Raw genomic sequence first — 13151 nt, 5'->3', positions numbered from 1 at the left:
CCCTATCAAGGCGACGGTCCTTTGAGAAAGATCGTCGCCAGCGGCGGCAGCGTCAGCGACAGGGAAACCGGCCGGCCATGGGCGGGGATGGGTTCGCTCGATAGCGCGCCGTTGACGAGGCCGGAGCCGCCATATTCGCGGGCATCCGTGGTGATCCGCTCGATCCACACGCCATCATCAGGCACGCCGATCCTATAGCCGTAACGCGGCACCGGCGTAAAGTTCGATACGACAAGGACGGATGACAAGCGGTCCTTGGAATAACGCAGCATGCCGAGGACGGAATTGACGGCGTCGTCGGCCGTCGCCCATTCGAAGCCCTGCGGATGAAAATCGCCGAACTGTAATGCCGGCTCGTCCCGGTAGAGGCTGTTCAGATCCTTGACCAGCCGCTGAATGCCAACATGCTGAGGCCGGTCCAGTACGTCCCAGCTCACCGACGCATCGTGGTTCCATTCGCCCGGCTGGGCGATTTCGCTCCCCATGAACAACAGCTTCTTGCCGGGATGGCCCCACATGAAAGCGAGGTAGCTGCGCAAATTGGCAAACTTCTGCCATTCGTCGCCCGGCATCTTCGTCAGCAGCGAGCCTTTGCCATAGACCACCTCGTCATGGGAAATCGGCAGCATGAAGCGCTCGGAATAGGCGTAGATCATGCCGAAGGTCATGGTGCCATGATGATGGCTCCGATAGACCGGATCCTTCTCGATGTAGCTCAGGCTGTCATGCATCCAGCCCATGTTCCATTTGATGTCAAAGCCCAGCCCGCCTTCTTCCGGCGGCTTCGTCACACCCGGCCAGGCCGTTGATTCCTCGGCGATGGTCATTGCATGCGGGCAGCGCTCGTGGACGATGCTGTTCAGGTGCTTGAAGAACTCCACCGCCTCCAGGTTCTCGCGGCCGCCATATTGGTTGGGAATCCATTCGCCTTCGTTGCGGCTGTAATCGCGGTAGAGCATCGAGGCCACGGCATCGACGCGCAAGCCGTCGACATGATAGCGCTCCAGCCATTCGAGCGCGCTGGCGATCAGGAAGCCTTTCACCTCGTTTCGGCCGAGATTGTAGATCAGCGTATTCCAGTCGCGGTGAAATCCCTCGCGCGGATCCTCATGCTCGTAGAGCGCACTGCCATCAAAACGGGCAAGACCCCAGACATCCGTGGGAAAGTGAGCCGGCACCCAGTCGAGGATGACGCCCAGCCCGGCGCCATGGCAGCGGTCGACGAAATAGGCGAAATCCTCCGGCGTTCCGTACCGCCCGGTCGGGGCGAACAGGCCGAGCGGCTGATAGCCCCAAGACCCGCCGAACGGGTGCTCCATGATCGGCAGCAACTCGATATGGGTAAACCCCATGTCGCTGGCATAGGGAACAAGTCGCTGGCTGAGCTCGACCCAGTCGAGATATCTGTTGCCGTCCCGCCCATCGCGCAGCCAGGAGCCGGCGTGCACCTCGTAAACGGAGATCGCCCCCTCCAGTCTCTCTTCCCGAGACCGGCCTTTCATCCAGCCTTCATCGGTCCATCGAAACGGCGTCGACGATGCGACGATGGAGGCAGTGGATGGGGCGGCCTCGCTGGCCCTCGCCACCGGATCGGCCTTTTGCGGCAGGCAAGTCCCCTCGGCATCGATGATCTCGAACTTGTATCTTTCGCCGGGGGCGAGCCTCGGAATGAACAGCTCCCAGACGCCCGCCGATTGCCTCAGCCGCATCGGATTTCGCCGCCCGTCCCAGGCGTTGAAGTCGCCGACGACCGAGACGCGGCGTGCATTCGGCGCCCATACGGCGAAGCGGACGCCTGATATGCCGTCGATCGACATCGCCACCGCGCCAAGCGTACGGCTCAGACTGTAATGCGTGCCCTCCGATATCAAATGGAGGTCGAGCTCGCCGAGCAGCAGGCCGAAACTGTAGGGATCCTCGGTGATCTGCACCGCATCCGGCCAGGTGATCTTCAGCCGGTATCCGGTCCTCAAGCCAGTTGCCGCCGCAAACAGGCCGGCGGGATGGGCGATGCTGAAGGGCGTCACCACCCGTCCGCTCGCAGCCTCGATGAGATCGACCGCCTCCGCCCCGGGCAGGTAGACCCGCACGATCGTCATGCCGCCGCTTTCATGGGGACCGAGGATCGAAAAAGGATCGCCGTGGCGCCCATCGATCAGAGCCCAGAGGGCATCGTGCCCGATGCCGGCCAAAAGTTCGGAGCGCTCAACATTCATGCCGGGACCCCCGCCAGGCGCGAGACGATGTCGGTGAGGCCAGAAAGCGGGATCGGAAGCCATTTTGGCCGGTTGCGGGCTTCATAGGCGATTTCGTAAGCGGCCTTTTCGAGAAGAAAGGCATCAAGGACCCTCCGTCGTTGATCGGGTGGCATGTCAAGCGCCTTCGATGCCGAAACCGCTTGCGAATAGGCTTCGAGAAACGCCTCTTCGGCACGGCGCCCGAAACGGGCGATGGCCTCGCGCCGGACTTCGTTCTCGTGTTCGATAACGGCGTCGTTATCGAGCTGGGCGGTGGCGACCAGATAACTCAGTGACCTCAAAAGCCCGGCGACATCGCGCAGCGGATTGGTCTTGGCCCGGCGCTCGGCCAGGTTTTTCGCAGGCTCGCCCTCGAAATCGATGATGACGGCATCGCCCTCGCTAACGAGGATCTGGCCGAGGTGAAAATCGCCATGCGTGCGCGTCATCAGCTTGTGGCGTGTGGTTTCAGCCAGCGTCGCGGCAAGCTCGACGAGTTCGGCTCGGCGCTTGAGCAGTGGGGCTGCGAGCAGATCGATCGCCGGATCGGCTTTCTCCTCCCGTTCGGCAAGTTTTGACATGGCATAGGCAACTTCGCCGGCAACCGCCTTCTTCATCGCCTCGACTTCGCTATCGCCGGCGATTACCGGGCTAAAGGCGTCGTCCGCAGTCTCCCCGGCGAGCACGACATGCAGTTCTCCGAGCCGCATGCCGACCATCGCGACGAAGCTGATCAGCGGCTGGAAGACGTCGTCGCCCGGCTGGACGGCCGGGTCGTTCAGCACGAGTTCGTCGGCCCCGCGGCGCAGGTTGTTCAGCATCCAGTTCCAGGCGTCGCCCTGATTGCGGATCGCGCCTTGGACGATGATCAATGTCGAACGGCGTCCACTGGAGTCGGTGTGCGCGACCTCGCCGAGCAGGGGCGCTGTGTGATCATAGCCGGCACGGGTGAGATAGCGCGTCATCTCGACCTCCGGATGAATGCCGGGAAAAATGTGCCTGATCAGCTTGATCATCGCGAGATCGCCGACGATCAGCGAACTGTTGGACTGCTCGGCCGAGAGCCAATGGACCGGAAGGTCGTCGGTAACGGCAAGACGATCGAGCCGTTCCGTACCGAGAAATTCGAGCGTGCCGGTGCGGCCGGTGGTGCGCGAGCGGTCTCCAAGCCCGCGCAGGATGCCGCGCGCCATCGCCTCTACGGCAAATCCGTCCGTCAGGAAGCCGACGCGCCGGCCCTGGCGGACCCGCCCGAGCGCGAGCTGCTGGGTGAGCACAGATGGCTGCGCATCGTCCCAGGCGACCGCCAGCGGCAGCTGGTAGGATTCGCTATGGTTCGGCAGCACGGCCTCCAGTTCGCCGAGAACGATCCCGTCGGCAAAGGGGATCGGCGTTGCGGAGATCAGCCGCGCCGCCTGCAGCGGCTGGTCCTTCGCCCCGAACCACCGCCGCTTCGCGAGATAGGCAGGCAGAATTTCATTGCTGAGAACGCGTGCAAGCTTGGGTTCATCGACAAGGTCGAGCAGGCCGCGGCGGGTGACCATCGTCACCAGATCGGGAAGCTGCTCTGGCGGCGCGGTGCGCCATGCCGGCGGGTCGGCATCGGCTTCCAGCTGGAACCAGAAAAATCCGTAGGGCGGCAGTGTCAACAGATAAGTCAGCTGGCCGATCGGCGGAAAGGGCGACATGCCGGTCAATTCGATCGGCACGCGGCCCTCGAAGCTCGACAGGTCGAGTTCCACGGCCTGCGGCAGGCGCGAAAGGTTTGCGACGCACATCAGCGTCTCGTCTTCATATTCCCTGAGATAGGCGAGGATCTTGCGATTCTCCGGCGCGAGGAACCGCAGCGAACCACGGCCGAAGGCCGGATGCCGGCCGCGCAGCGCCAGCATCTTGCGCGTCCAGTTGAGCAGCGAATGCGCGTCCGTGCTCTGTGCCTCGACGTTGACGGCCTCAAAACCGTAGAGCGGATCGGCGACCGGCGGCAGGACAAGACGCGCCGGGTCTACCCTGGAGAAGCCGCCATTGCGGTCCGGAGACCATTGCATCGGCGTCCTCACCCCATCCCGATCGCCGAGATAGATATTGTCGCCCATGCCGATCTCGTCGCCGTAATAAATCACCGGCGTTCCCGGCATCGAGAGCAGCAGCGCGTTCATCAGCTCGATCCGCCGGCGGTCGCGCTCCATTAGCGGCGCCAGGCGCCGCCTGATGCCGAGATTGATGCGAGCGCGCTTATCGGATGCGTAGGTTTCCCAGAGATAGTCGCGCTCGGCGTCCGTCACCATTTCGAGCGTCAGTTCGTCGTGATTGCGCAGGAAGATCGCCCATTGGCAATTCTCCGGGATCTCCGGTGTCTGCCGCAGGATATCGGTGATCGGAAACCGATCCTCCTTGGCGATCGCCATGTACATGCGCGGCATCAGCGGGAAGTGGAAGGCCATGTGGCATTCGTCGCCGTCGCCGAAATATTCGCGCGTATCCTCCGGCCATTGATTGGCCTCGGCCAGCAGCATGACGCCGGGATGGGTGGCATCGAGCGCGGCACGGATGCGCTTGAGGATCGCATGGGTTTCGGGCAGGTTTTCGTTGATCGTCCCCTCGCGCTCGACAAGGTAGGGGATGGCGTCGAGGCGGAATCCGTCGATCCCGGTTTCCAGCCAGAAACGCATCACCTTCAGCAGTTCCTCCATGACCAGTGGACTGTCAAAGTTGAGGTCAGGCTGGTGCGAATAAAAGCGATGCCAATAATAGGCGCCGGCCACGGCATCCCATGTCCAGTTCGATTTTTCCGTATCGATGAAAATGATGCGCGTTTCCGGGAATTTCTGATCGGTATCCGACCAGACGTAAAAATCGCGCTCCGGTGATCCCGCCGGCGCCTGACGGGCGCGCTGGAACCAGGGATGCTGATCGGAGGTGTGGTTGATGACGAGCTCGATGATGACGCGGATATTGCGCTGGTGGGCGGCGTCGACGAAGGCCCGGAAGTCCTCCAACGTGCCGTAATCGGGGCTGACATTGCCGTAGTCGGCGATGTCGTAGCCGTCGTCGCGGCGCGGCGAGGGAAAGAAAGGCAGCAACCAGATGGCATTGACGCCGAGCGCTGCGATGTGATCGAGCTTGGCGTGCAGGCCGGCAAAGTCGCCGACGCCATCGCCATTGGCGTCGTAGAACGACTTGATGTGCAGCTGGTAGATGATCGCATCCTTGTACCAGAGAGGCTGCTCAGTGCCATCGGGATTCATCGTGTCCATTCATGCCTCCGCTGCTCGAACGCGCCAGATCGCAAAGGGCAGGATGTCAGGGTTCAGGCTGACGCTCTGCCGTTTGCCGGTCCATTTGAAACGATGCCCGCCGATGAGATCCTCGGCATCCAGCGCGCCGCCGTCGCCGAGCGACCAGTGCCAGAGCGGCAGTTCGACATCGCTTTGCTGAAAATTGTAGGGATCGAGGCTGATCGCGATCAGCAGGACATTGTCACGGGCCTTGCTTGCCTTCTCGAAGAACAGGATATTGTCATTCCAGGCATTCAGCAGCGTCAGCCCGAGATGCGAATGCAGCGCGGTGTTCTCGTTCCTGATACGGTTGAGCATCCTGATTTCGCCGACGATATTGCCCGGCCGGTCATAGTCCCAGGCGCGGATCTCGTATTTCTCGCTGTCGGCATATTCCTTGCGCTTGGCATCGGGTCGCCCTTCGCAAAGCTCGAAACCATTGTAGACGCCCCACAATCCCGAAAGCGTGGCGGCGAGCGCCGCACGGATCAGGAAGGCCGGGCGCGGTGCGTTCTGCAGAAAGTCCGGATTGATGTCATGGGTGTTGACGAAGAAGTGCGGACGGAAGAATTCCTTCGCCTCCGTCTGCGTCAGCTCGCGCATATATTGCTCGAGCTCCCATTTGGCATTGCGCCACGTGAAATAGGTGTAGGACTGGGAAAAGCCGATCTTCGCCAGCCGGTACATGACCTTCGGCTTGGTGAAGGCCTCCGACAGGAAAACCACATCGGGATGACGCGCCCGGATATCGCCGATCAGCCATTCCCAGAACGGAAAAGGCTTGGTGTGCGGATTGTCGACGCGAAACAGCTTGACGCCCTGATCGACCCATAGCTGGACGACATCCCTCAGCTCCACCCATAACGAGGGCAGCGCGTCCTTCGTGTAGAAGTCGACGTTGACGATGTCCTCGTATTTCTTCGGCGGGTTCTCGGCATATTTGATCGTGCCGTCGGGACGCCAGTCGAACCAGCCGGGATGTTCCTTCAGCCAGGGGTGATCCGGCGACGCCTGGATCGCAAGGTCGAGCGCGATCTCCAGCCCGTGCCGGCCCGCCTCCTCGACCAGCCGGCCGAAATCCTCGAAATCGCCGAGCTCGGGATGGATGGCATCGTGGCCGCCCTCCTCGGAACCGATCGCATAGGGGCTGCCGGGATCGCCGGGAGCGGCCTTCAGGCTGTTGTTGCGACCCTTCCGGTTGGTCGAGCCGATCGGGTGAATGGGCGGGAAGTAGAGGACGTCGAAGCCCATGCCGCGGATATCGGCCAGCCTCGGGATGACGTCATCGAAGGTGCCGTGCCGGTTGGGATCGCCGCTCTGCGAGCGCGGGAAGATCTGGTACCAGCTGGCAAAGGCCGCTTGCTTGCGTTCGGCATCGACGGCGCTTGTCGTGGAGCGGAGCCGAAACGGCCGCCTGTCAGCTTTGTTCATCAGTTCGGATGTCTGGGGATCGAGCAGGATCGCCGTCCGCTCGGCATCCGAAGCGTTTTCGAGACTGTCGCTCAGGGCCTGCAGTTCGGGGCTGAGCGCTGCCGGCGCCCCAGCCTGTGCGGCGCGGACAAGGTTCATCCCCTCCTGCAGTTCGAGCTTCAGGTCAAGCCTCGCATCGTTCTTCTTGGTCAGCTCGTAGCGGAAGATCGCGAACGGGTTTTTCCACGCCTCGACAGCGAACTCGTAGCGGCCGATGCGTTCCAGCAGGAATTCGGCGCGCCATCGGTCGTTTTCGACCAGATGCATCTCCGTCTCGTTCCAGTCCGGCACGGCATCGAGCGGCCGCCAGAGCAGGACGGCGGCGATCGGGTCGTGGCCGTCGGCGAAGATGTCAGCCTCGACCGTCACGATGTCGCCGACCACCCGCTTAACCGGGAAACGCCCATCATCGACACGCGGCATGATGTTTTCGATGGCAAGCCGCGGCGACGCCGTCGCCTCCACGACCTCCAGGGCGGGCCTGGAGGTAATCGGCGTTGGCGCCTTGCCTTGGATGACCAGCGCCTCCCCTGCCCGCAGGCGCAGAACCCCACCGTCTGCGACGGGAAGAAAACCGGAGGCCGCTTCACGAAGTGCCGTCACCGGCGCAGGCGCGCTTCGCCGAAGGTCCCTGTTCAGCAAGATGAAGCGCACATTGTCGGCGCTGCGCAGATCCTGCACCTCGGATTGCAGAACTGCCGAGACCGGCCCATTGGCGTTGCGGATCAGCCGCAGCGACGAGGCGGGCACATGATTGATGTTGCCGATTTCAGTGTTCGCACGCCGGATTTCGGAAGAAAGATCGAAAGCCAGGTCGTGCCGCAGTCCCCGAAGGCCCGACCTGTTCCCATGCGTCGGATCGAGCGGCGTGGCTGCGCCATATTCGAAACCCATCGGAACCATCAGACCACTGCCAAGCGAAGCGGCAAGGCGCAGGGCTCGCACGGCGCGCCGTTCGAGGATCTCGCGGCTCTCGGTTCCGTGCGCGATACGCCGTGCGAAAGGCGGCTCGGGAAACGCGATCTGCCAGCCGAGCGGCTGCTGCACACGATGCTCGTCGATGAACCATCTCTCGTCGAAATCCCACCAGGCCATCGACGAAAAACAACCGTTGAAACCTGCCCCCTTGATCCCGTCCCTCACCGCAAAATCGGTGCCGGGCGTCCAGGCGAGGAATTGCGCCTCGGCCTTTTCCCGCGCCGCCGCAAACAGCGATTTGAAAAACGCCGGCGCCGCGCGATCTATCCCGAGCACCCGATAGCCGGCGAGGCCGGCGTCGGACAGCCGCTGCAACCGTTCCGTCCATTCCGCCAACAGCTGCGATTGCCGTTCCGCCCCCATCGCCGTCATCGGCTCCGCCGGGTCCAGTGGCGAGCGCCTCGGATCGACGGGGCGAAAGCCCGCCTCGGGATCCCTTGCCCTGCCATCGAGCATCAGGTCCATCATCAAGGCGACGCCGCTTTTGCGGCCAGCCTCCGCCAGGCGCGCCACCCCATCCCCGACATCGCCTCCGAGCGACAGTTCAGGATCGAGACGGTCGAAGTCCCGGGAGGCAAAGACGCTGCGCTCCCCGCCCCGGTGAAAGAGGGGCGCCGTCAGCACATGATCAAAACCGGTGTCCGCCGCATGGTCGAAAACCTCGCGCCACGTATCGATCCCCTGGAGAAGGAGCGGATTGACATAATAGATCCGGGGTGGGGTGCTCAACACACCCCTGTTCGCAGAAAATAACATCAGCCGCCGCCTCGAGTTGCTTTTTCAGGCAAACTACCTTTGGCGGTTGTTGTTCCACCGGCACGGCCAATTCGCGGCTGTACGAAATCATCAGCCGCGTCGGCGCCGGATCGAGGGGACGCATTTCGTTCGAACATCAAAGCCCTCCCAGTGGATGAAGAGACCTTGAGGATTCCAGCCGCATCCGGGTACTCTTCCGTCGTCCAGGGAGGGTGAGTCATTTGGACGTTGAGAGCGCATCCATGCTTCGATCGATCCTCTTCGCCGGAACCCTGTCGGCCTGCATCCTGTGCCTCAGCGCCTGGAGCATCGAGACCGGTCGTTCGACAGAGTACAAACACGGCCTGTTCGAAATCCGCGAGCAGGCTAGGCGCTTCATCGCGCAGGAGAACATCAAAGGGCAGCAACAGTGGGACGTGCTGGAACCCAACGCGAAGGTGCTGGTCCCCCGATGCGCGATCCCGCTTCAGACACAGTGGGCGCCGAAGAGCCTCGGCCGCTCAAAACCCAGCGTGATGGTGGTGTGCCCAGCCGCGGTGCCGAATGCCGTGATGAAACGATGGGATGTACATGTCCCAGTAGAGTGGAAGACGCACCGTCCTTAAACGGCGAGCGCCCGAGCCGATTTAGTATACTGAATGAGAAATCGATGAACAGAGGCGACCAGCCGTGAACGCACCGGTAGAATTGTGCACCTATCCCGAACTTGATGATCGGATCGTGATCGTCCGGGCGGGGGATGAAGTCGATGCCGTGTTTGTCCGGACCGAGAGATTCAACGTCCTGATCGATACGCTCGGAACGCCCGAACTATGTCGGATGGGGCTGGATCTGCTTGAAGAAAAGACTGCGGCTCGCCCGCTGATGGTCATCAATTCGCATATGGATTGGGATCACTTCTGGGGAAATGCAGCTGTCGTGGGCCGCGCTCCGATTATCGCGCATGCCGCAGCACTCGACCGCTTGCGTGATCCCTCCGCGCGACAGGTTCTGAAAGACAAGGCGAGCCAGGAATCGCGGTTTCGCAATGTCGAGCTTATCGGCCCCGATATCACCTTCTCCGGCTCGATGGTACTCAACGGCGGCGATCTGACGCTCGAACTCATCCATACGCCCGGACACACGCCCGACCATATCGCCGTCTGGATTCCCGAGCTTCGCATCTACCTGGCCGTCGACGCAGTGGAATATCCTATCCCCGAAGTCTGGAGTAAAAGTGCCGAAGACCTTCGCCTGATCCGTTCCTCGCTGGAGGGGATCCGTGATCTCGACGCGAGGCTGGTCATCCCCGCGCATGGCCAGACATCTTCCCCTTCGACTGTGAAGGCGAACCTTGCCTATTTCGAAGCCCTGGCCGAATGTGTCGGCGGGTTGGGCGAAAGCCAGTTGGCGGATGGGCAGCTCAGCCGCTCAAGCGGTTTTCGGCTTGAAGATTTCGTCGCCATCCCCGCCGGGATGCCTGCGGATACGGTGACGTTCTACCGCAATTGCCACGAGACCAACCTTGGCGCCACCGTTCAGGCCCATATGGAAAAACGGAAATCCGCGTAGATGGATCTGACGGGGGAGAATGACCTAAAACCGTTGGAAGGCGGGCGAACCGGGCAGATCTGGCGCGACGGCGATACCGTCGTCAGACCATCGGGCGCATGGACGCCGACGGTGCACCGGTTTTTGCGCCATATCCGGAGCCGAGGCTTCCTGGCGGCGCCGGAGCCGATCGACATCACAGGGGAAAACCGGGAGATCGTCAGCTTCGTCGCCGGGCGCGTCTGCGAAGATTTGGGTGACCCGTTTGTCGGATCGGAGCACATGCTGCTTTCCGCGGCCAGGCTTCTGCGCGATTTTCACACGGCATCTCAAGGATTTCTGGAGAGGGATGGCGAGACCCAGGCGTGGATGCTGCCATCACAGGAACCGCGCGAAATCGTCTGCCATGGAGATTACGCGCCTTACAACGTCGCCACGGCGCAGCATGAGGCGATCGGGATCATCGATTTCGACACCGCGCATCCCGCACCGCGCCTATGGGATCTGGCTTATGCGGTCTATCGCTGGGCGCCCTTCTCCGATCCCTCCCATCCCGGTGTGAGATCAAGCCTCGATGAACAGCTGCGGCGAGCGGAAATCTTCTGTACGGCCTACGGGGCAACGGCAGGAGAACGACAACAGCTCCCGGAGACGATCTGCAGGCGGCTCCAGGCGCTTGTCAATTTCATGCAGGCAAGGGCTGCGGTCGGAGACGAGACCTTCGTGGAGCACGTGGCCGCAGGGGACGCCCGGCTGTATCTCGGCGACATCGACTATATCGATCAGCATCGAGAGCAACTGATGAAAGCGCTCCGATAACTAGAGCCACTTCTTCCGGCGGAAGAAACCGAACAGACCAAGACACAAGACGCCGATGACGCCGAGCACGACGAAATAGCCATACTGGGTTTTCAGTTCCGGCATGTCGCTGAAGTTCATCCCGTAAATGCCGGCGATTGCGGTGGGAACGGCGAGAATTGCCGCCCAGGCGGCGAGCTTGCGGGCAATCGCCGTTTGCTCCGTCTGGCCGATCATCACGCTGGCCTCGAAGGCGAAGGCCAGCACCTCGCGCAAAGCGTCGATATCTTCCTGAACCCGGCGCACGTGATCGGTCACATCGCGAAACAGCGACTGAAGCGTCGGATCCATACCGGGAAGATCGATGTGCTCATATCGCCGGCAGACGTCGACCAGCGGCACAACGGCATTGCGCAGCCGCAAGAGCTTGCGCCGCAGCAGATAAAGCCGCTCGATATCGGACTTCCCCAGCTGTTCGCGCAGCACCAGATCCTCGAGCTTCTCGACCTCTTCCTGCACGACCTCGATCACCGGCATATAGTTGTCGACAATGAAATCGAGGATGGAATAGAGAATGTAATTTTCACCGTGAGCGAGCGCCGTCGGTGTGGCCTCGCACCGTTGCCGCACCGACAGGTAAGACGACGAGTCCCCGTGACGAACGGAGACGACATAGCCGCGACCGACGAACAAATGCGTTTCGCCGAAGATGATTTCGTCATTCTTCATATGGGCGGTCCGGGCGACGATGAACATCGCGTCCCCATAAATCTCCAGCTTCGGGCGCTGGTGGGGCTGTGCCGCGTCCTCGATTGCCAAGGCATGGAGATTGAACTCGGCCTGGACCTGATGCAGCAGCACTTCATCCGGCTCGTGCAGACCGATCCAGACGATGGCATTCTCCCGGCTGCGCCACTCGCCCGCTTCTTCTATCCTGATGTCGCGAATGCGCTGCCCATGCTGATACACGGCGGCAGCCACGACGCCAGGCCGTTCATAGGGCAGCGATGCCGAACCGCCGCCGACCGGCGCGGAAATATCGTCCAGATCCTTCAGCCGTTCCAAATCCTGCCGTCCTCCCACTCCCGCACGGATCACACATCCGCCACCAACGCCCGGCCAGGCGTCACGTCGATCATAATGCTATTTCGTAAAACATGCATCTGTCTCAGCGTGAGGACTGACGGAGCTTCGCCTCTGCCCAGCAAAACCGCAGAACGCGCGGCCGAAGGCCGTGGTCTCCCCTACTTATCCGCCACGACCTGATAGCCATGCTCGGATATCCTCCAAGGAGCGAATGAGGATCGAAGAATTATCACGCGACGGTATGAAACCCCAACTCTGCCAAAACTGTTCGGCCTCTTCATCGATCGCTCGGACGATGATGGCGCGTCCGCCGACGATATCCGCTCCCGCGACGCAGCGAAGAAAGGCGTCCTTCACGAGTGCCGATCCTATGCCCTTGCCCTTGTAGCGGCTATCCACGGCCAATTGCCCAATCAAGAGACAGGGAATTGGATCCGGCGGGCGACCGGTTCTAATTCTGCGAGGCACGGCATTGGGCTCGATGACGGTCGGGGCGAGGCCGTAATAGCCGACCACCTTGTCGTCGTCACAAACGACAAAAGTGCGGGTAAATCCACGCTGCTGGTTCGACGCTGCAAAGTTCTGCAGCCAGAAATCCAAAGGCGGCTTGCCGGAAGTGAACCCCTCTAGTCCATGACGTCCCGCGAGAAGTTCGACATTCGACAGCACCACCGATCAGTTCTCCCACGGCGCCTTGCGCTGCAAGCGCTCTGCGACCTTGGGCGGCGGCGCGGAAGGTGCAGCCTCGATTGCCGCAACAAAGGCATCGAAGGCATCGGGAGACAGGCGGATAACACTTTCATTCAAGATCGCAGTCTGCGCCTCATGTACAGCAGCACGGCGCATAAACTCCGTACGGGAAAGACCAGTAAGCGCGGCACCGCGGTCAATGATTGCCAGATCATCATCGCGAAAACGCATCGATACCGGTATTTCCTTGCGGGGAGCAGTGTTAGCCATGATTTTCCTCACGAGGTATTAGACAAGCATACAAACCAATGTAACGCGGAATGCAATA

9 protein-coding genes are annotated in these 13151 nt (G+C 61.6%); 3 read left to right on the top strand and 6 right to left on the bottom strand.

Translation table 11 applies throughout. The features are described from left to right. Positions 1-5: 5 nt before the first annotated feature. The 3 genes from glgB to ACS4RS_RS32410 are packed head-to-tail and all read right to left on the bottom strand — an operon-like array spanning position 6 to position 8719. Complete coding sequence (gene glgB, locus ACS4RS_RS32420; RefSeq protein WP_439012293.1) at positions 6-2216, bottom strand: 1,4-alpha-glucan branching protein GlgB; 2211 nt, start codon at positions 2214-2216, stop codon at positions 6-8. Further along, the gene (treS, locus tag ACS4RS_RS32415) at positions 2213-5494 is read right to left on the bottom strand and encodes a maltose alpha-D-glucosyltransferase (RefSeq protein WP_439012292.1); all 3282 of its coding nucleotides are present in this window, start codon (positions 5492-5494) and stop codon (positions 2213-2215) included. Before treS ends, glgB begins: the two co-directional genes overlap by 4 nt. Continuing rightward, entirely contained in the window at positions 5495-8719 is a 3225-nt protein-coding gene (locus ACS4RS_RS32410) for an alpha-1,4-glucan--maltose-1-phosphate maltosyltransferase (RefSeq protein WP_449314117.1), read from the bottom strand. A 242-nt stretch (positions 8720-8961) separates the two neighbouring features. Here ACS4RS_RS32410 and ACS4RS_RS32405 point away from each other — a divergent pair, with 242 nt between their 5' ends. The 3 genes from ACS4RS_RS32405 (at position 8962) to ACS4RS_RS32395 (ending at position 11068) form a co-directional block, all read left to right on the top strand. Beyond that, positions 8962-9324 (top strand): hypothetical protein, encoded by a 363-nt coding sequence (locus ACS4RS_RS32405; protein ID WP_439012598.1) that lies wholly within the window; start codon positions 8962-8964, stop codon positions 9322-9324. Between the two features lie 64 nt (positions 9325-9388). Next, on the top strand, positions 9389-10270 hold the full coding sequence (locus ACS4RS_RS32400) for an MBL fold metallo-hydrolase (RefSeq protein ID WP_439012290.1): 882 nt from the start codon (positions 9389-9391) through the stop codon (positions 10268-10270). After that, complete coding sequence (locus ACS4RS_RS32395) at positions 10271-11068, top strand: phosphotransferase (RefSeq protein WP_439012289.1); 798 nt, start codon at positions 10271-10273, stop codon at positions 11066-11068. Here the strand turns inward: ACS4RS_RS32395 and ACS4RS_RS32390 are convergent, their stop codons facing one another. The 3 genes from ACS4RS_RS32390 to ACS4RS_RS32380 form a co-directional block, all read right to left on the bottom strand. Then, the gene (locus ACS4RS_RS32390) at positions 11069-12112 is read right to left on the bottom strand and encodes a magnesium and cobalt transport protein CorA (protein ID WP_439012288.1); all 1044 of its coding nucleotides are present in this window, start codon (positions 12110-12112) and stop codon (positions 11069-11071) included. A 183-nt stretch (positions 12113-12295) separates the two neighbouring features. Then, complete coding sequence (locus ACS4RS_RS32385) at positions 12296-12805, bottom strand: GNAT family N-acetyltransferase (RefSeq protein WP_449314116.1); 510 nt, start codon at positions 12803-12805, stop codon at positions 12296-12298. 3 nt (positions 12806-12808) lie between these two features. Next, positions 12809-13093, bottom strand: coding sequence for a type II toxin -antitoxin system TacA 1-like antitoxin (locus ACS4RS_RS32380; protein ID WP_439012287.1), 285 nt, complete (start codon positions 13091-13093; stop codon positions 12809-12811). Between the last annotated feature and the right edge of the window lie 58 nt (positions 13094-13151).

The sequence above is a fragment of the Rhizobium sp. F40D2 genome (assembly GCF_051810745.2).
Lineage (GTDB): Bacteria > Pseudomonadota > Alphaproteobacteria > Rhizobiales > Rhizobiaceae > Rhizobium.
Note: the sequence above shows the minus strand (reverse complement) of the source record. Positions and strands in the feature narration are given on the sequence as shown.